The sequence below is a fragment of the Niabella soli DSM 19437 genome, assembly GCF_000243115.2.
GTDB lineage: Bacteria > Bacteroidota > Bacteroidia > Chitinophagales > Chitinophagaceae > Niabella > Niabella soli.
Window position 1 is genome coordinate 2,858,693 of record NZ_CP007035.1, and the last position, 20,376, is coordinate 2,879,068.

Genomic DNA, 20,376 nt, shown 5'->3' on the forward strand with positions numbered 1-20,376 from the left:
AGTCTCTTTTGGATTAAATTTGCTGCATTCAAATACTATGTCGCAATCATCCTCCATCTTTCAGAAGAAAAGCAAAGAAAAAGCGTTTGACCGGGATCACCGCAAAGTGATCAATTTTAACATCGCTAAATATAATGCCGCTGTTCCCGGCGGGCAGGAGCAGTTTGCAGACCTTAACCTGGCGCGCGAACGGGCCAAAAATTTAAAATGGAAGGCCATTGAAGTGCTGGACCAGACACTGGAAAACTTCGAAGCTAATATTACCAAACGCGGCGCTAAAGTGATCTGGTGCGAAGATGCCAGACAGGCTAACGAAGCGATCCTGGAGATCTGTAAAGAAAAAAACTGCAAGACCCTGGTAAAAAGCAAAAGCATGGTTACCGAGGAACTACACCTGAACGATCACCTGGCTAAACATAATATTGAAAGTGTGGAAACCGACCTGGGTGAATATATTCAGCAACTGGACGGCGAACCACCTTACCATATTGTAACTCCGGCCATGCACAAAAGCCGGGAACAGATTGCACAGCTTTTTGCTGAAAAACTGGGCACCGACCCCAATGACAGCGCTGAGCAGTTAACGCTTACGGCGCGAGAAAAACTGCGGCAAAAATATATGGATGCCGAAGTAGGCGTTACCGGTGCTAATTTTTTAATTGCCGATATCGGAGGCATCGCTATCACCGAAAACGAAGGCAATGCCCGCCTGAGCTGCTCGATGCCCAAAACACATATCGTAGTAGCAGGTATTGAAAAAGTGATCCCTTCCCTAACCGACCTGGCGCTGTTCTGGCCGCTGCTCAGCAGTTTTGGAACGGGCCAGCGTATTACCTCCTACAGCACCGTTGTTACCGGCCCCCGGCAGGAAGGCGAAACCGATGGCCCTGATGAAATGTATATTATCCTTTTAGATAATGGCCGCACCAAAATGCTGGCCAATGAAAAAGCGCGCGAGGCCTTGTACTGCATCCGCTGCGGCGCCTGCTTAAATGCCTGCCCCGTGTATAAAAATATTGGCGGACATACGTATAACACCACTTACAGCGGCCCTATTGGTTCGGTGATCACCCCGCATTTAAAAGATATGAAGGAGTGGAAACACCTGAGCCATGCCTCCTCTCTTTGTGGTAATTGCACCGAAGTGTGCGCGGTGAAGATCAACCTGCACGAACTGCTGCTGGAAAACCGGCACGAAGCAGTAGAAGAAGGCTATGCACCCGTAGTAGAAAAAATATCCTGGAAACTCTGGAAGACCGCCATGCTAAAGCGCGGCATGATGAATATAGCCAATGGCAATATGAAAACTTCCTTTATTAACGCCGTTGCCGGCGCCTGGACCAGGAACCACAGCAAGCTGAAATTTCCCAAAGAGTCGTTCAACGAACAATGGAAGGAGAAGAATAAGAAATGAGAAACGTAAAATAAGGAATGTAAAACGTCATCCTGAACGAAGCAAAGCGAAGTGAAGGAACTCTTCCTTACCGTCGCACAGGTCTCCTTGTCCCACAAGTTACCTGGGCGGGACACTGGGACAATAGCGACACATAGAAATTTGCCTCCTGCCCTCTGAAACCGTCATTCCGAACGAAGCGAAGAGAGGAATCCCATTCTTATATCAGCAAAGTAAGTTGCAATACTTTTTTTTTAAGTAGGAGATCTCTCCTCGTCAGGCAAAGTCTTCCTCGTCGAGATGATGCTTCTTTCTATTACAGTCCCGCAGCCCGCACAAAAAAAGTGCAGAACCCTGATCCTGCACTTTCAATTTTTATATCCAACGGTTACTTAATCGTGAAATGTCAAAAGTGAAACGTGAGCTTCTGATGTTTATCGTTTCACGATACTATACGCCACTTTACAAGTAACCCATATACGTCTTCTCTTTACGATTCACAACTGCTACACACGGTAAGTGTGTTCACCAGCTCTTTGGAAACCGACTGGCTGCGCTGGTAATACAGGGTTTTTACGCCCAGCTTCCAGGCCTCAATCAGCAGCTTGTTCACTTCTTTCACCGGCAATCCCGGAGGAATGTTCAGGTTCAGGCTCTGGCCCTGGTCTACAAACTTCTGGCGGATAGAAGCCTGCTGAATGATCTCCAACTGGCTGATCTCACGGAAGGTCTTGAACACATCTTTTTCATGCTCGGTTAAACCCTCTACGTGCTGCACGCTGCCGTGGTTCAGCATAATACTGCGCCACACATCTTCTGTATCCAATCCTTTTTCTTCCAGCAACGCTTTCAGGTATTTGTTTTTACGGATGAAGTTTCCTTTTGACAAACCCGCTTTGTAATAATTGCTTACAAAGGGCTCAATTCCCGGAGAAGATTGTCCCAGAATTGCGGAGGAAGAAGTAGTGGGCGCAATGGCCATAACCGTAGTATTGCGGCGGCCATAACCTTTAAGCAGGTCCGGTTCCCCATAAATGCGGGCCAGCTCTATGGTTGCTTTTTCTGTTTTTTCCTGCAATTCAGCAAAGATCGAGTGCGTCAATTGCTTCGCCTTCATACTTTCAAAGGCGATCATGTTGCGCTGCAAATAAGAGTGCCAGCCCAAAACACCCAGCCCAAGCGCCCGGTGCCGTTTTGCAAAACGGTTGGCATTAGCCAGATAGTGGTTGCCTTCTGTTTTGGCAATAAATTCCTGCAGTACTGCATCTAAAAAGAACACGGCCAGCTTGATGGCATCGGTATCTTTCCACTCATCATACAATTCCAGGTTAAGAGAAGACAAACAACAGATAAACGATTCGTCCTCTGTAGAAGGCAGCATGATCTCCGAGCACAGGTTGCTTCCGTGCACCGTAAGGTTCTGGTCTTTATATACCTGGGGTTTATTGCGATTCACATTATCCGTATAAAAAATATACGGCAATCCCTTTTGCTGGCGGCTTTCCAATACCCGCGCCCATATTTCGCGCTTGGCAATATCTCCATCGATCATTTCCTGCATCCAGTAATCCGACACACAAACGCCGGTAAACAGGTTCTGTATGGGATGCCCGATATCTTTAATATTTAAAAACTCAGAAATATCCGGATGGTCAATATCCAGGTAAGCGGCAAATGCCCCGCGGCGCACTCCACCCTGTGAAATCGTATCCATTGCGGTATCAAACAGGCGCATAAAGCTTACCGCACCGCTGCTTTTACCATTATCGGTAACCGCACTGCCCCGCCCGCGCAGGGAACCAAAATAGGCAGAAGTGCCCCCACCGATCTTGGTTTGCATGATCACTTCGCCCAGTTTATGTGTAATGCCTTCGATATGATCCGGCATATGCACGTTAAAACAGGAAATGGGCAATCCTCTTTCCGTTCCCATATTGGCCCAGATGGGGGAGCTGAAGCTCATCCAGCCATTCTCCACCATTTCTTTAAAGGCGTCCTTCAGTTCCGGCTTATACAGGCGCTGCGCCGCCGCGCTGCATACCCGGTCGATCGCTTTCTCTACGGTTTCTCCGTTCAACAGGTAGCCCCTGTTCAGTATCTGCTCACTTTCTTCGTTTTTCCACCAAAGCCTTTCCATATATAAATTTCTTGTTTGAGGTTTATTGTTTCTTGTTGCCCTACACTTTTATTTTTTCCCCAGCTGTAATGCAGAGGGCATCCCGGTTGCGTCGCACTCTTCATCGTTCCGGTCACGGGGCATCAAACCCACTGCATCTTAAAAAAGATCGTTGTAGGTAATGCTCTTGTCGTGCTTGGTGTATTCTACCGGGCGTTTGGCAAAAAAGTCGTCCAGGCTGTTGGCAAACACTTCTTCTTCAAACCACTGCATCGGGCGGTATTGCTCCAACGTCACATTGAACTGTTTGGGGAAACCCAGTTTTTCAAAACTTTCATCCACGCGGAACTTCATAAAGTTCAGCAGGTCGGTTTTATTGATGGTATCAATTTCGCCTTCGCTAAAGATCCAGTCGATAATTTTGCTTTCCACGGCAATAGAATCCCGTACCAGGGCCATAATGCGGTATTGCATGGCTTCATCGATCAGTTCCGGGTATTCTTCTTTTATTTTATTGATCAGGTACACACCGGCATTGGCATGTATTTGTTCATCAACAGAGGTCCAGGCAATGATATTGCTCACATTCTTCATCAGCCCGCGGAAACGGGTAAAGGAAAGGATGATAGCAAACTGGCTGAAAAGGGAAACGTTTTCGATCAGGATCGAGAACAGGATCAGCGACAGGGTATATTCCCGGGGATCGGAAGATTTGGCATCTTTTAACGCTTCCGAGAGATATTGGATCCGCTCTGCGATCACCGGCTCATGGATCAGTTTTGAGAACTCATCATTATATCCCAGCACTTCCAACAGACGGGAATAAGCCTCTGAATGACGAAACTCGCATTCGGCAAACGTACTGCCCAGCCCGTTCAACTCCGGCTTTGGCATGTGGTTGTACAAATTGCCCCAGAACGATTTTACCGCCACTTCGATCTGCGCAATGGCCAGCAGACTGTTCTTAATGGCATTACGCTGCGCTACGTTCAAATGGCTGTGAAAATCCTGCACATCGGCTGTAAAATCCACTTCAGAATGTACCCAGAACGATTTGTTGATCGCTTCGGTAAATTTCAAGACCTCCGGATACTCGAAGGGTTTATAATTAATACGTTTATCAAATAAGCCCATAATATATTGTTCTTTAAAAATCAGTTTTTTAAAGGGTTATAGAGGCAACGATATGCCGCCGGAGAAACCTCACCCCCCTCCGGGACAACCTACTGCTTTTCACCCTGAAAGCATCACAAACGAGATACTGGAAAGGCTCTTTGGCAGTAAACCAGCGCGCCGGTTTATCAAAAAAGCCGACTACAAATTAATCATATAAAATCCAGACAATATAAAGTTGTTATACACAGCCTGTGGAAATATTTTACCTTCAGAATTGAAGCATTTCCCCGCCCCTTTCCCATAATTTTCCTATTTTATAGTCAGCACATTATAACAAAAAAATACCTGTTAGGTTTATAAAACCTAACAGGTATGGACAGATTTACTGAACGTTAATACGCTTGTTTATATAGCATTTTTTGTGCAGCCGTTGCCCACAATATAATGGCGTTTGCGATGGCTTCTATTGCCGCCAAAAAATCGACTGAAGCTACTTTTAATTGTAGCAGCACCATTGTGATTACAGCACAAACAACCAATGCAGCGGCGCAAAAAAAGTAGGGCCGCACTTTCATAAAGAAGGCCATTGGCACAAAATGAATGCCCACAATAATAGAAATTGCAGGGATCAGGTAGTCCTCTAAAGAGCCGTTCGTCAGCAACTGAAAAACAATATTCAGCAAAATAATTTCAATAATGAAATTGAGCCAGAAAAGCAGTCGCACTTTGCGATTGGCCCTGCTTTCCGGGGCAACGGGCGGGGGCATTGTTTTGCTGATCTTAATAAGCCCGGTTGCGTATCTTATAATACCAAAACAGATCACCACACTGATAACAGCAAGTAGCGCGCCGGCAGTTTTCGGCAACCGGACTAATCCGTAGCACATCCAAAAAAAACCGATGCGCGCGCCAACCAGCGTGCCAACGCCACGCCCCCTTACCACCTGCCCGCGGCTTCTTGTTTCCGTATTATTCATGCGTTAGTCCTCATATTTCCGGAAAACAGCCGTTGCAATATGTCCGCCAAAACCGAAGGTATTACTCATGGCATATCGTATTTCCCTGTGTTGCGCATGATGCAGGGTAAGGTTAAACACATCTTTGTACTCCGGTTCAATATCTACAGCATTGATGGTAGGCGGCACGATGTTAGTCGCCACGGCCTTAATACAGGCGATGGCTTCCACAGCGCCCGCAGCCCCTAATAAATGCCCCGTCATGGATTTGGTAGCGCTGATGTTGATAGCGCTCTCCCGTCCAAATACCCGTTCTGCTGCTTTCAGTTCACTTAAATCACCCTGATGCGTGGAGGTGGCATGTGCATTTAAATAATCAATATCTTTTGGGGTAAGGCCCGCGTCATCCAGCGCAGCCAGCATACCCAGCCGCGCGCCTTCTCCTTCGGGGTGGGTACCGGTAAGATGATAGGCGTCGGCCGCCATGCCGCCGCCGACGATCTCGGCAATGATTGGCGCCCCACGCTTTTTGGCATGTTCCAGTTCTTCCAGTATTAAGGCTCCGGCTCCCTCACCCATTACAAAACCATCGCGCGATACATCAAAGGGCCGGGAGGCGGTAGCCGCCTGTTCATTATTGGTAGATAATGCTTTTGCCGCATTAAAACCGCCGATGCCACATTCATTGATCGCCGCTTCGGAACCACCGGAAATGATCATATCTGCCTTTCCCCAGCGGATATAGTTGAAGGCATCAATAAGCGCGGTATTGGAAGTGGCGCAAGCAGAAACGGTGGTAAAATTGATCCCGCGCAGTCCGTATTTTATAGAGATCACTCCGGAGGCGATGTCCACGATCATCTTCGGAATAAAAAACGGGTTGAACCGGGGGGTACCATCTCCATGGGCAAACTCCATCACCTGTTGCTGAAACGTTTGTATACCGCCATTGCCCGATCCCCAGATCACACCAATGCGGTCCCGGTTCAGTTGCTCAAAGCTAATGCCTGCATTTTTTACGGCCTCGGCCACGGTAATCAGCGCGTATTGCGTATAAACATCATAGCGCCGGGCCTCTGCCTTTTCAATATGATGGAGCGGGTCAAAATTTTTTACCTCGCAGGCAAACCGGGTTTTAAACTTAGAAGCATCAAACCGGGTAATGGGCGCCGCTCCACTGACACCGTTGATCATCGATTGCCAAAGATCAGGAACATTGTTCCCTATAGGCGTTAACGCCCCCAATCCGGTAATAACAACTCTTTTCATCTTATAATTTTTAGTTTTGCAGGATGGAATTTCGTATAAAAATTTTTAATACGAAATTTTATCTGTCAGGTGTGCAGTAGGGGCGTTTGAAAAGCCTCCTGCAACGGGATCGTTATTTCCTCCAACTGATCTTCCCATCTTCCAGCATTTGTATTTTTTCTTCACGTGTAAGAAAGTTGATCACCGTCCAAATGTGGTCTTTATCGGTACCCTGTAATTGTGCCATAAGCTGCGGTATCGTGCAAGGTTCTGTAAGTGTTTCCCTTATCGTAGTTTGGATGGATTCAAAAACCTCACGGGTCAATTGGTTATTTCTTCGTTTTAAACAATTATCGCAGACACCACAATCTTTGATGTCGGCATCGCCAAAATAATTACCGATTATTTTGCTGCGACATTCTTTTTCGGCAACTGTATAATCGCTCATTTGGATTACGCGTTCCGCAAACAGCCGTTTCCGGGCGGTATAATTCTTTGTGTTGATCTGTAACTCCGCTATTTTTATGCGCGTGCGGGTCAGCATGAGCTGCGGATCTTCCTTGCGGGGCTGGTAATCAATAATCCCATCCGCATGGATCCGGAACAATTGCTCCTTCACCATTGAAGCATCTGTTTTCATGAGGTAGGCAATATAACTTTCAGAAATACCGATCGGGTAATCGTAGATCCCTTCATAGGTTCGTAAAAGCGTTTTAATCAGCGGCTCCAGGTCTGCATGCGTAGCTTCATATTCGTAGAGGCTTTCCTTGTAAGCCGTAAAGCGCACGGTAGCCGGTATAAAAACCTGTTCATTAAAGGTCAGCCAGCCATCCTGCTCCAGGGCTTTTAAACTGTAAATAGCGGAAGTTATGTCCAGTCCGAATTTTTTTATAAAATCCTTCAGGTCAAAGTCATAAAACTCGCCCGGGGCCTCTCCTTCGGGCAATTGCAGGTAACTAACCACACCACCATACACATTACGAATGGTTTCCATTGACGGGAAACGCTGCTCCGGCAGTTGCTGTAAAGCATCCATATCGGCCTCATTGTATAGCAACACGGCGTAGGATTTTTGCCCATCCCGCCCGGCCCGGCCCGCTTCCTGGTAATAATTTTCCAGGCAATCCGGCACATCGGCATGGATCACCGTACGCACATCCGGCTTATCGATACCCATTCCGAAGGCATTGGTACAAACGATCACACGCGTCTTGTTCTGAACCCAGTCCCGTTGTTTTTGGGTTCGTTCTTCAGCCGGCAGGCCCGCATTGTAGTAATCGGCCGCAATCCCTTCCAGCAACAGCAGGTCTTTGATCTCCTTGGTATGCTTGCGGGTTTTACAATAAATAATCGCTGAACCCGGAACATTTTTCAACACCTCAATGATCTTATGAATGCGACTGGCGACTTTAAAAACGCTGAAGGAAAGATTAGGCCGCTCAAATGATTGCCTGAAAACAAGAAATTTATTTTCTCCCTCGGGGGATAATTTCAAACAAATGTCTTCCTGCACTTTTAGCGTAGCCGACGCGGTAAGCGCAATCACCGGTACACCGGGCAGCTCTTCGCGCAGGCGGGCAATACGCAGATAAGGCGGACGAAAATCATAGCCCCATTGGGAAATGCAGTGTGCTTCATCTACCGCAATGAAATTCACCTGCAATGCAGGAAGGTATTCTTTAAAAAGATTTGTTTCCAGCCGCTCGGGCGAAACATACAAAAACTTACAGTTGCTGTGCGCGGCTGTTTTGAGTACATTGACCACTTCCTTGCGGGCCATGCCGGTATGTATGGCAAAGGCAGTGATATTCTTTTTGCGCAGGTTCTGAACCTGGTCGTTCATCAGGGCGATCAGCGGGGAAATAACGAGGCACAGGCCCTCTTTAAATAACCCGGGAACCTGATAACAGAGCGATTTGCCACCACCGGTAGGCATCAAAGCCAATACATCTTTCCCCTCCATTGCGGCGCGGATAATATCAAGCTGCAATGGACGGAATTGGTCAAAACCAAAATAATTTTTTAACGTTTCCTGCAGCGCCTGTTCCATAAAAAACTATACGTTTCGCTTTCGTTTAAAATGATTGCTGTTGAGATACTTTCCTATGTTTAAACTACTGATCAAGCGTTTGTTATTTATAACTCAAAATTAATGCGGATTTTGTTCCCGGGCAAACCGGGGACCATATTTTAACGTCCGCTCAATAAAACAGGGGGAGGCAGCACCCTGAGAAACGATGCCCGGCAGATCGCACAGATTAACCCAGAAAAACGCGCTTCCTGCAATCAGTGAAAAAACCTGTGGAAATCTAAGGGCAATTAAACCACTTTCTTTACCACCAAACGACCGCTGTTCAGCGCTAGCACCACATCGCTGAAGGCCATAACCAGGGCGCCAAACATTGGGGTTAATAAACCGAAAGCGGCAATAGGGAGGGCCACAATATTATAGGCAAATGCCCAGAAAAGATTCTCTTTAATAGTTTTATAAGTGTGTTTTCCCAAACCCATCGCCAGCGGCAGATTTTTTAACCCATGATTGGTGAGCACCACCTGGGCCGTTTGCATGGCTATCTGTGACGCGTCGCTCATGCTGATCCCAATGGTGGCTTTCGCCAGCGCCGGCGCATCATTAATACCGTCCCCCACCATGGCCGTAGGAGCCTGTGCATTTTTTTCAGCAATGATGGTCAGTTTTTCTTCCGGCTTTTTTTCAGCGATCACTTCGTCAATACCCAGCTCATCGGCGATTTGTTGCGCCTTCAACCGCCGGTCGCCACTGAGTAAAATCGTTTTAATGTTCTTGCTGTGGAAATAGTTGACAACGCTTCGCGCTTCCGGGCGTAGTTCATCTTTCAGATCAATGGTACCAATAAGCTGACTATTTTTTGTGATGTAGATATTGTGATCTGCCGGAATGGTTGGATCGCTAACAATAGCATACGAACCCGCTGCATATTCAACCCCTGCTTTATCGGTGGCAAAAAGGCCTTTCCCTTTTTCTTCCCGGATCGTTTTCCAACGGGTTTCTTTATTCATTTTCCATGTACCGGCCAGACTTTTGGCAATGGGGTGATTCGAATATTTTTCGAGCGAATACACCAGGGTTTTGAATGTTTCTTCATTGATAGAAGCATCCAGGATCTTGAAACCAGCAATGGTAAAATTCCCTGTGGTTAAGGTTCCTGTTTTATCAAAAACAATCTGTTTAATGTCTTTAAAATTCTCCAGTGTAGTGGCATTGCGGAACAGGACGCCATTTCGCGCCCCGCGGCCCAAACCCACGGCTATGGCAGCAGGTGTGGCCAGCCCCATAGCGCAGGGGCAGGCAATGACCAGTACCGCGATCGCACGCATTAAGGAAGGCGTAAAATCTTTCAGGATCGCCCAGTTGACCACTAACGCCGCCAGCGCAATCAGCAAAACAAGCGGAACAAAAACAGCGCTGATCTTATCAGCCATTTGCTGTACCGGCGGTTTTTCTCCCTGGGCTTCATTTACCATATTGATGATACCGGCCAGCACACTGTCTTTACCAACAGCCGTTACCTGAGCCTTCACGGTACCATCCACCATAATACTGCCGCCGATCAGTTTGTCTTTTGATCGTTTGGCCACGGGAACACTTTCACCCGTGATAATGGCTTCGTTCACCTGGGCATCGCCCCATAATATTTTACAGTCGGCAGGCACCTGCTCCCCGTTTTTAATTAATATCAGGTCCCCGGTTCTTAAGGCGCTACTTTCCACTGGGAAAATATTTTCATTATGGTCATGATCATAGGCGATCATATTGGCCATAATGAGCTGCGTTTGTGCCAGTTTTTTTAATTGTGCCTGTGTAGAGGAAACGGTATGCTCTTCCATATAATTGCCTAGGAACACCAATGTAATGACGGTAGCAGCGGTTTCATAAAAAATATATTCGTGCTGGTTGGTCAGCGTTCCATACAAACTATATACAAACGCGGCCAATGCACCAATGGTTACCAATACGTTCATATTGGGCATGTGGTTGCGGATGCTTTTGAAAGCACTTACACCGAAATAAGATATACCCACCATTAGTACCGGCAGGGTTAAGGCAAATTGTATCCAGGGCTGCATCAGCCATGAATGCTGCAGGGCAGGCAGCATATGCAGCATCAGCACCAGAGTGAACGGGAGACAGAACCAGAAACGCTGCATATTGGTTTTTAACCAGCCGCCTTGTTTACCGTGATCGTGGGCATGGTCATGCATATGGGCCTCCTGATCTTCAACGATACTATACCCCAAACCAGACAAGCCTTTGGATAAAGCCGTTTCATTCTTCTGGCCTTTCAGATCAAAGCTGACATCGCCCGTGGCGAAGTTCACTTTAACATTTTCCATGCCTTCCTTTTCCAAATATTTATTGATGGTAAGTGCACAGGTAGGACAGTCCATTCCTGCTACTTTCCATTTTACTTTTTCTTCAATTTCCATAACACAAAATTATAACAACCCTGAAAGGGAATGGCCTGTAACCCTTTGTATTATTAAAACCATGTTGCAGAACCCCGATCTTTTATTGTAACGCGGTTTCAAAAATTATCCCTGTCACTTTCATTATTTCAAAATGCAACTATTGTTATGCCAAACGTCAACAGCCAAACGATAAGCATGGGAAGCTCATATTTATCACCCGCCTGACCTCATTCGGGCAGGTTTCATCGCTGTCGATACTATACACCCTTTTACTATCAACAAAACATCCGCATCATCCCTCTATTTGGCGATTGACTTTGCCTTTGCAGGGAATTAGCTTTGTATCAGCAACGATTTAAAAGAGCAGTATATATTGAATGGACTTTGTTTCTCTGAACTACCGGAATGATGGCCGGCGCCTCTCTTTAAAACCGTCAGGAAAAGACGCGAACGGGATGAATATGTCTCTGTTTGTTAGCTGAACTGGTATGATTGCATGATATACGCCGGATGACCGGAACAAGAGCGGCCGGCATTTTCTTCTGCAACAACGATTGTTTTTCCAAATTATTTTAAAATACTAAAACATACCATTATGATTATTTCCATGCAAGGCAACTGGACCGTGGCCGTAAAAGAAAAGTTTGCATCCTTCCCGCAGCGTTTTATTATAACGGGAGCCATTTCAGGAAATGGCGTTTATACGGGAGACCCGTCGACCCCTGCAGTTTATGTAACCGGGGCCCTTTGGTCCATAGCCATTCAAAATGACCCGGGAAGCGGTTTTCAGCTCTCGGATACCCGGATAAAATTTCCGACGATGGCCGGGACCAATTATTCTTTTGATATTGAATCCAATGATGCCGGTGGCGATGGTGACTTCAACGACCTGGTGCTTACCTGCACCACACCCGCTGCCACTGATGATTTTATTATTTATGGCAATGTTTCGCTCTATAGCGGCTTGTGCCGGTTCAATCCCTGCCGGCCGCGCTACCTCGTCATCGATACGTATTCCCAATTATTAAAAGCATTGGAAAACGACCGGCTGCGGGCTATCCTGACCAAATACTACCCGGAAAGAATACCGCACATCAAATTACCCAATCCACCTGATCCACCTCCCTATTTTACGCCGATGGTTATTAATGTGCTCGGAGAAGAACAGATCCCTGAAAAAGCTGCAAATCTTTTCCGGCAAACCACCAACCTGAAAGAAAACTCCCGCGCCAGGGCTGCGGTTACTGAAACGGCACTTGCCGATACCAGTTTTGTAAAACGGGTTACTTATTCAAAAAGCCCGGCAGGTAGTGCCGCTATTACCAGCCAGGAAAGAGCGGCGCTCTCCAAAATTATAGATGGCATCCGGCCTACCTGTCATATTGAAGCGGCGCAGCATTTCACGCTCAGTTTTGCAGAATACGATCGCACCCCGTCAGAACTGGCAGGGGGAAGTTATACCGGCAACGGACCGCACACTAATTTGGGCAGCGCCATCACCGACATAAATGGAAATTATATTTTCCGGTTTAAGCAAACCCTGAGTGAGCTGGTCAATGAAATATTACACGATGTGGCCCCCGGCGAAAACTACCTCGTTCAGGCCTTACCCGATGTTATTGTAAAAATAACCGACAGCCTGCACCCATCCGATACTGTTTTTGAAAGCGCTCCTTATTTTAATATCCAGCACCTCAAACAAATTGACATTTGCCTGCCCAAAGAAAAAGTACCGCCCACTTCACTTTGCTTCAACGGCAATCTTATTGGCAGCCTGGGCAATGTATTTATTGGCGGTGCACAAAACAGCAATGCCAGTTTTGCGCAGCTCGAGCGGCTGGGCTACAACAATCATCTCCGTCCCGATGGGAAAATAACCGTGCATAATAACCAGGCCGGCTTTGGTGTGGATTGCGCGGCATGGGCAGGACTGGTGGATGTAAAAGGATGTATGTACAATCTGAAAAGATCAAATTCCGATCCTTTAATTGAACGCTATACGATCCGCTACTCTAGCGACGGCGTTAACTGGCAGTTTGTGCAGCAGGATTATTCCCATCCAAGGTTTTCCAAACGATTCCTCCCGAACTACAGCGGTGATCCGGTAGGGCCTTTCTTCCATACCGTGAATGTGCCTAATGTAGGCGGCGCGGGTAGCAGTGCGCAGAATGTGCCTACTTATATTAATATTCAAAAGCAGGTATATTTTGATGGCATCGACTGGGAGTTCAGCAACCTGGATCGTTATATGCAACTGAATACGGGGCTTTATGATGGCAGCAATAATACGCCGGGCACGGTTTATTTTTTAGTGGAGGGATATGATGCCGCCGATAATGTGGTTTCGGGCGCAAGGGATCTCATCGCCTTATACATCCATAACCGGGCTATGGATTATGGAATCAACAGCGTCCAGTTTACCGCTCCTATAGAAAATCTTCCCTGCGGGTTATATAAAATGACCGACGCAGAAATGAATACTCCGCTCAATATTCAATTCATTGCAAAAGACGATTGGGGCTTTGTAAATGCATACGGGTTATCCATAGGCAAATGTCCATCCCCTATAGAAGTGGATATTACCGCACCATCGATCCTTGCAGGAACCGTAACAAACGGTGTGCTGAAGGATGGAACAAATGCTTCCAATATTGATGACATGACGATCAACGATACCGCCGGATGCCCGGGTTACACCGGCACTTCCGATGATTTCGGAACCAGCGGGCTGGTAACCGTAACCTTGCAACCCGCGGCAACAATGGGCGGCTGGCTGCGGGCTACGGAACAGTTTGGAGTGATCTCCGTCGGACTGTCGGCATCCATCCGGAAAACCAACGGGTATAATTCCGGGGTAGATAACCCTTCGCCTGTGAGCGCATCTTTTTATATTGAAAGAAAATAAATGGTTTTTATTTTATTATGCCTGGCGGTATGGCGGTTGACGCATTTGATTTCAAAAGAAGACGGACCTTTTGATATCATTTATCGCATCAGAAAAGCAGCAGGAGCAGGTTTTTTCGGAAGCCTGCTCGACTGCTTTTACTGTGTGAGTATTTGGGTGGCGGCGCCCTTCGGCCTTTACGCCGGCAATGGCTGGTTTGAAAAGATCCTGTATTGGTTAAGCTTATCAGGAGCGGCCTGCCTGTTGGAACAGGCAACAACGCATTCAAATAATACACCTCCGGAACTACCGGACTATAAAGAAGATTAACTATGTGCAATTGCGGAAATAGACGGCAGCAATTTCAACAACAGGTGGTGGCGCGGCATTACGACCAGCCTGCAGAAAATGCTGTAGAAAAAAAAGTACAGGATGTCACCTTTGAATACATCGGTAAAACAGCGCTTACCGTTACCGGCAGCATTACCCGGAAACGTTATTATTTCAGTCATCCTGATCAGGTATTGAAGGTCGATTACAGGGATGCGCCGGGCATGATGGCCGTACCGTTGTTAAAAAAGGTAAATCTGACTAAAGAGCGCCTTCAGTAACAGTTATAATGTCTGTATTTTGATCAATGATGGGCTGAGGCTGGCTATAAAAGCAAAGTGGCGGATGCAAAACCATTAAGGGTTAAGATGCTCATTAAGCCGTTTTCTTAATAAACGTAGTAGCTTAATGTTAAAAAAACTTTCATTGTGCGGCTCCTGGTTAGTTTCTACCCTGCTGTGCGAGGCTTGCAGCCTCGAGCAACTTTTCTATCGCCTTTGGCGATACATTGCGTCATTATGTGTATAGCCCTCCATTAATAGAAAGCACCTGTCCCGTAATATAGGCGGCTTCTTTAGTTGCAAAAAAACCAACGGCATGCGCCACTTCTTCCGGTGTTCCAAAGCGGTTGGCCGGGATCAGTTGCTTCATCTGGTTTTCATCGATATCACCGGTCATATCTGTTTTTATAAACCCCGGAGCTACTGCGTTTACCGTAATACTTCTTTTGCCCACTTCCTGCGCCAATGCCTTAGTGGCCGCAATAACGCCGCCTTTAGCAGCAGAATAATTCGTTTGACCCGCCAGGCCTTTCAGCCCCGAAAGCGATACCACGTTAATAATACGGCCGTAGCGCTGGCGCAGCATGCTGTTAACCACAAGCCGCGTAACATTAAAAAAGCCACCCAGGCTGGTGTTCAGCACATCATCCCATTGTTCATCTTTCATCCACATCAGTAATACATCATCCTTGATGCCGGCGTTGTTCACCAGTACTTCAATCGTCTTGTCCGTATTGGCTTCCATCCAGCCGCCCAGTATTTTTTGAACCGCGCCGCGATCCGCAACATCAAAAGCCAGCAGCTCGCTTGCAACCCCTGCTTTTTTTACTTCGGCCAGGGTCTCTTCCGCTTTTTCTTTATTGCCTTTATAATTGATAAGAATATTGAATCCCTGCCGGGCCAGATGTATACAAACAGCCCTGCCAATGCCACGGGATCCTCCGGTAACTAATGCCCAGTTCATAATTTTTAATTTATCGTTCCTGGTTTATGGTTTAAACAATAAACGAAAAACCAGAAACTAACAATTTTAAAACGGCTGCTGCGTTTTCATAAAATCACGCACATTTGCCAGGTCTTTATAAAGCGGCCGGTCCGATACATACTCGGGGAAGATCGTGCGCAGTGTTTCATACACCTTTTTTGTTTTTGCTGCCATCAGCTCCTTTTTGTCAAGGAAGTCAATCGCCTGCAGCACGGTCATGGCCTGTATTGCCAACACTTCGTACCCGTTGCTAATAACTTTTTTAGCCAGTTCTGCACTGTTGTATCCCATGCTTACAATATCCTGGTTGTCGTTATTATTGGGAATACTATGCACATACATGGGAAACGACAGGGTCTGATTTTCCGCTGTTGTGGAAGTTGCCGTAAACTGGATACCCTGCATACCAAAATTAAGCCCCAGTACTCCAAGGTTCACAAACGGCGGAAATTTCTGATTCAGCCGTGCATTCAATAAATAATTCAACTGCCGCTCGCTCAGCATGGTTAATTTAGTAATGGCGATCTTTAATTTATCCATCTCGAAGGAGACATAATCGCCGTGAAAATTACCACCATGGAAAATATTATGACTGGCCACATCCACCACGGGGTTATCATTAACAGAATTGAGCTCATTTACCACCGTTTCTTCTGTATGCGCCAGTGTATCATACACCGGCCCCAAGACCTGTGTAATACAGCGCAGCGAATAATACTCCTGTACTTTGTCTTCAAATACATCGTGCTGAATATTATCAGGGTTGTATAAATGTTCGGAGCGGCTGCGGATCAGTTTGCTATCGCTAAGCAGGGCACGCATCATCCGTGCAATATGCTGCTGCCCCGTATGATGTTTTACACTATTCAGTTCGTGCGAGTAGTGGTCGTCATATACTTCCATGAGCTCGTTGGTCATGGCGGAGAGCATCACCGCCCAGTTCAGCAATTGCTGCGCCTGCAACAAATTAAGCAGGCCAACACCGGTCATGGCCGACGTGCCGTTGATCAGCGCCAGACCTTCGCGCACCTGTACTTTTAACGGTTCCAGCCCTGCTTTTTGAAACGCCGCCGCCGCCGGTTGTATCGTTTCTTCAAACCAAACCTCTCCCTCACCGATAATACCCAACGCCAGATGGGCCAGTTGCACCAGATCGCCGCTGGCGCCCACGCCCCCATGCTCAAAGATGCAGGGGATCAGGTTGCTGTTGATCATGGCCGCTATCAGTTGCGGCAATTTGGGATCAATGCCGGAATAGCCCTGCATTAAATTGTTTAACCTGGCCAATAGTACCGCTTTGCCCAACAGGGGTTTCAAAACATTTCCACCGCCGCTGCTATGACTGCGGATCAGGTTATATTGCAGTTCCAGAATGTTTTCCTCGCTGATCTTATACTGCGCCATAGGTCCAAAACCAGTATTGATGCCGTAGATCAATTTGTTGCTGGAAAATTGTTTTAAAAATTCAAAACTGGTGTTTACGCGTTGTAAGGCTTCCGTATCCAATGTAATAGGCTGGCCTTCTATAATAACAGCATTAAAATCCTGCAATGAAAGCCGTTCTCCTCCTACTTTGATCATTTTCTATTTAAAAATTGGTTAAACAAGCGGCAAAAAAACGAAATATCTCGCGGGTATCAAAATAATTGTTCAGGCCGGGGCACAGTTGTTTATGCTCCATTGCTCCCTTCCTAACATCCAGAAAAGCATTTTCAAAAATCATTTTACCCGCTCCCCAAGGTTTTGAATTCCATCATACAGTTTTGTAAAACAGGCCCATTGGGTCTTATTCTGGCCGGAAGCATCCGGCGTTTTATTGTAGAACTCCTTCAAAAAATCGGCGTTGTGCGACCAGATCGTTTGCATCATGCCATAAAAAAGGGGTTTTAGCTGTTGAGTGGCCGTATTCCTGAAATTGACCATATCGTTCAGTTGCTGCACGGCAACATCCGGATTGCGCCAGGGGCAGGTAACGACCTTAAACCCTTTCATGGCAAAATACACGGGCGTCTTATCTGCACGATCATAATGCCAGTCGCAAACGACAATATCCTTAGGTACCAGATCTATCGCCGCCTGTGTATGATTCTGGCTGGCCTCCCAGATTCCCAAACCGGTGGTAGTGGCATCCAGCATCCGGTCGCCCCATATCCAGAGCGTTCTTTTTGACAGCGCCAGATGGTCCCTGACCCGCCTTACCTCATCAGCAAATAGAACCGCTTTATCCTTTTTGCGGCAACGCCGGCACCCTGATTCACCAATGTAAAACACTTCATCCATTCCCGCATGAAAGGCATCGGTTTCAAAAGCATCGCATATTTCATCGACCAGTGCAAATACTATTTTATGCACCCGTGGATGCCGCGAGCAGTAGCTTTTGCAATACAGGCCATCGGCATTCGGCCAGGCATATTTTTCAGGCATTTTCACCCAGGGCGTTTCATCAAATTCAGGATACTGTTTCAGCAGGTTATACGTTTTGTTAGCCCAGGACTGGTGCCCCAGGAGATTGATCTGCGGTATTATTTTAATATGATTATTGCTACAGGCCGCTACCATTTTTTTTACATCCTGCAGCGATAAAGCGATAGTGTCCCGCAGCTCGGGATGGCTCTTAAACTGGTAGTTGAAATCGATCCGTAAAACCAATGTATTTACTTTTCTCGGCGCCAGCTCATTATTTATAAACGTAACAAACGAGTCTACTCCTGAGGGGCGTGGCGCTTCAATACAGAACCCGCGGACAGGCAACAGGCTATCCGGATTGTTTTGGGCGCCGGATCTGGCAAAAAATAAACAGAGGAAACAGCATACAAGCAAAAAATATCGGAAGGCAATTGTTCTCATACACTAATCTACGCAAAATTTTGCTTATTAGATAAATGGTCGAAGGCACACCGGCGACGGCGCCCCTTTTTATTTTTCCTTACCGGGAAAACAGGCATTGCCGCTTGAAATTGCGCTGTAGCAATTATTACGCGCCCGGCTGCAGTGCTGCTATGAAATTTGGTTGCGTCGCACTCTTCAACTGTTGCACTACTGGCACCACGCCGCTTACCAACGCTTCGCCAAAGGCGAAAAGCTGCGAACGCTACGAGAGAATTCATACTGCTGCGCAGAAAAAAGCACAATATGACTATCAATATAAAATATGCAACGACTGTGTATCTTCAGATGCTTTCTTCCCCAACTAAAAAACATCAAAAAAAATCGAACACTGCATGACACTAAATAATGTCCTCCTGCATTCCTTATTCAATATTTCTTATGCTACATTCTCCGGAGTCCGCCGCTTAAAAAACGACATTGGTATGGTTATACCCTCTTGTCAATAAACCGTACCGGCTTTCGGGCGCCGTCCGGAAATTGCAGTTGCTGCATTTCCTCTCTGGTAAGGTATTTTATATGCGGCATCACCCGCAGGCGCGCCTGTAAATAGGATTTGATGCGGTTGGAGGTGTCCTCGGAAGTGTTGACCGGTACAAGGTATAACAACACTTCATCGGTACCAATCTCATTGCTGTACACTTCGGCCACATATTCTTTAATGGCGTCTATTTTATGAATGATCTCAAAAAGAGCCGGCGCAAAAAGCGTGGTGCCTTTAAATTTGATCATTTGTTTTTTACGTCCGATAACCGGCGACAGGCGGGTAGTATGGCGGCCACAACTACAAGGCTCATAATAAGCGCGGCAAAGATCACCGGTTTTATAACGCAGCAGGGGCATACCTTCCACGCCCAGCGTGGTGACCGTTACTTCGCCAATTTCGCCCGGAGGCACAGGCTGGCCTTCATCATCGATTAATTCCAGGATAACCAGCTCAGGGTTCAGATGCCCTCCCCTGCCGGCGCTGCACTCCGTAAAAGCTGTTTGCATTTCTGTAGAGGCATAGGTTGAATAAAGCCGGATCTTCCAGTCCTCCGTAATTTTCGTCCCTAGTATATTTAATGACAGGTCTTCGTGACGGAGATTTTCACCAATGCAGATCGCTTTTTTTACGGAAGACTTATTGGGGTCAATACCGTTCTCTTTTGCATATTGGATCAGTTTTACAATAAAGGAGGGCACAGCAACTATGGAAGTGGGTTTCAGGCGTTCAATTACTTCCCATTGCAAAGAAGGAACGCCAGGCCCCACGCGCACCAGCCCCGCCCCTAATTTCCGGATGCCTAAATAATAGGCAATGCCCGCCATAAATTGCCGGTCAAGGGTCAGCATCAACTGATAAATATCCGAAGCACTGCCATCCGCACATACAAAAGAGCTGTACTCATTGTAGGCAAGGCGTTGCAGGTCATTTTCAGTAAGCGCTATCGTAACCGGGCTGCCCACCGTACCGGAAGTGGCCATGTATTCCACCACCTGGTACCGGGGTACGCATAAAAAATCGCTGTTGTACTGTTGCAGATGTTCTTTTTCGGTAGGCGGGATCTTTACAAGGTCTTCGATATGACGGATCGCGCCCGGCTCTATTCTATTTTCCTTAAATAGCCGTTTGTAAAACGGCGAATTTAAATTAAGGTAAGCCAGCAGGTTTGCCAGTTTATTTTCCTGGTAGGTTTTGATCTGCTGCGCAGATTGAAAGGATAAAGAAGGTAACTCGTTCATTGAATCA

Annotated in this window: 14 protein-coding genes; 4 read left to right on the top strand and 10 right to left on the bottom strand. The window is 46.8% G+C overall.

Annotated features, from left to right (window positions below):
* The first annotated feature begins 37 nt into the window (after positions 1-37).
* Positions 38-1,414, top strand: coding sequence for a LutB/LldF family L-lactate oxidation iron-sulfur protein (locus NIASO_RS12225; protein ID WP_008586212.1), 1,377 nt, complete (start codon positions 38-40; stop codon positions 1,412-1,414).
* Positions 1,415-1,883: 469 nt separating this feature from the next.
* Here the strand turns inward: NIASO_RS12225 and NIASO_RS12230 are convergent, their stop codons facing one another.
* From NIASO_RS12230 to NIASO_RS12255, 6 genes are all read right to left on the bottom strand, one after another.
* Entirely contained in the window at positions 1,884-3,530 is a 1,647-nt protein-coding gene (locus tag NIASO_RS12230; protein ID WP_008586214.1) for a ribonucleoside-diphosphate reductase subunit alpha, read from the bottom strand.
* 138 nt (positions 3,531-3,668) lie between these two features.
* The gene (locus NIASO_RS12235) at positions 3,669-4,643 is read right to left on the bottom strand and encodes a ribonucleotide-diphosphate reductase subunit beta (protein WP_008586216.1); all 975 of its coding nucleotides are present in this window, start codon (positions 4,641-4,643) and stop codon (positions 3,669-3,671) included.
* A gap of 374 nt (positions 4,644-5,017) precedes the next feature.
* On the bottom strand, positions 5,018-5,602 hold the full coding sequence (locus tag NIASO_RS12240) for a hypothetical protein (RefSeq protein ID WP_008586218.1): 585 nt from the start codon (positions 5,600-5,602) through the stop codon (positions 5,018-5,020).
* A 3-nt stretch (positions 5,603-5,605) separates the two neighbouring features.
* On the bottom strand, positions 5,606-6,850 hold the full coding sequence (gene fabF / locus NIASO_RS12245; protein ID WP_008586220.1) for a beta-ketoacyl-ACP synthase II: 1,245 nt from the start codon (positions 6,848-6,850) through the stop codon (positions 5,606-5,608).
* A 112-nt stretch (positions 6,851-6,962) separates the two neighbouring features.
* On the bottom strand, positions 6,963-8,879 hold the full coding sequence (locus NIASO_RS12250; protein WP_008586222.1) for a RecQ family ATP-dependent DNA helicase: 1,917 nt from the start codon (positions 8,877-8,879) through the stop codon (positions 6,963-6,965).
* A 269-nt stretch (positions 8,880-9,148) separates the two neighbouring features.
* Positions 9,149-11,296 (bottom strand): heavy metal translocating P-type ATPase, encoded by a 2,148-nt coding sequence (locus tag NIASO_RS12255; protein WP_008586224.1) that lies wholly within the window; start codon positions 11,294-11,296, stop codon positions 9,149-9,151.
* A 577-nt stretch (positions 11,297-11,873) separates the two neighbouring features.
* On the opposite strand from NIASO_RS12255, the gene NIASO_RS12260 reads away from it, so the two are divergent.
* From NIASO_RS12260 to NIASO_RS12270, 3 genes are read left to right on the top strand one after another with little or no spacing between them, the layout of a single operon-like run.
* Entirely contained in the window at positions 11,874-14,183 is a 2,310-nt protein-coding gene (locus tag NIASO_RS12260; RefSeq protein ID WP_008586227.1) for a hypothetical protein, read from the top strand.
* Complete coding sequence (locus tag NIASO_RS12265; RefSeq protein ID WP_008586229.1) at positions 14,184-14,492, top strand: DUF1360 domain-containing protein; 309 nt, start codon at positions 14,184-14,186, stop codon at positions 14,490-14,492.
* Between the two features lie 2 nt (positions 14,493-14,494).
* Positions 14,495-14,773, top strand: coding sequence for a hypothetical protein (locus NIASO_RS12270; RefSeq protein ID WP_008586231.1), 279 nt, complete (start codon positions 14,495-14,497; stop codon positions 14,771-14,773).
* Positions 14,774-15,008: 235 nt separating this feature from the next.
* Here NIASO_RS12270 and fabG read toward each other — a convergent pair whose 3' ends face one another.
* From fabG to NIASO_RS12290, 4 genes are all read right to left on the bottom strand, one after another.
* The gene (gene fabG, locus NIASO_RS12275; RefSeq protein ID WP_008586233.1) at positions 15,009-15,737 is read right to left on the bottom strand and encodes a 3-oxoacyl-ACP reductase FabG; all 729 of its coding nucleotides are present in this window, start codon (positions 15,735-15,737) and stop codon (positions 15,009-15,011) included.
* Between the two features lie 66 nt (positions 15,738-15,803).
* Positions 15,804-17,339, bottom strand: coding sequence for an HAL/PAL/TAL family ammonia-lyase (locus tag NIASO_RS12280; protein WP_008586235.1), 1,536 nt, complete (start codon positions 17,337-17,339; stop codon positions 15,804-15,806).
* A 138-nt stretch (positions 17,340-17,477) separates the two neighbouring features.
* Positions 17,478-18,605 carry a family 20 glycosylhydrolase gene (locus NIASO_RS12285; RefSeq protein ID WP_008586238.1) on the bottom strand — a complete coding sequence of 376 codons (1,128 nt, stop codon included), beginning with the start codon at positions 18,603-18,605 and terminating at the stop codon, positions 17,478-17,480.
* Between the two features lie 468 nt (positions 18,606-19,073).
* Positions 19,074-20,369 carry a phenylacetate--CoA ligase family protein gene (locus NIASO_RS12290; RefSeq protein WP_008586240.1) on the bottom strand — a complete coding sequence of 432 codons (1,296 nt, stop codon included), beginning with the start codon at positions 20,367-20,369 and terminating at the stop codon, positions 19,074-19,076.
* Positions 20,370-20,376: the final 7 nt, after the last annotated feature.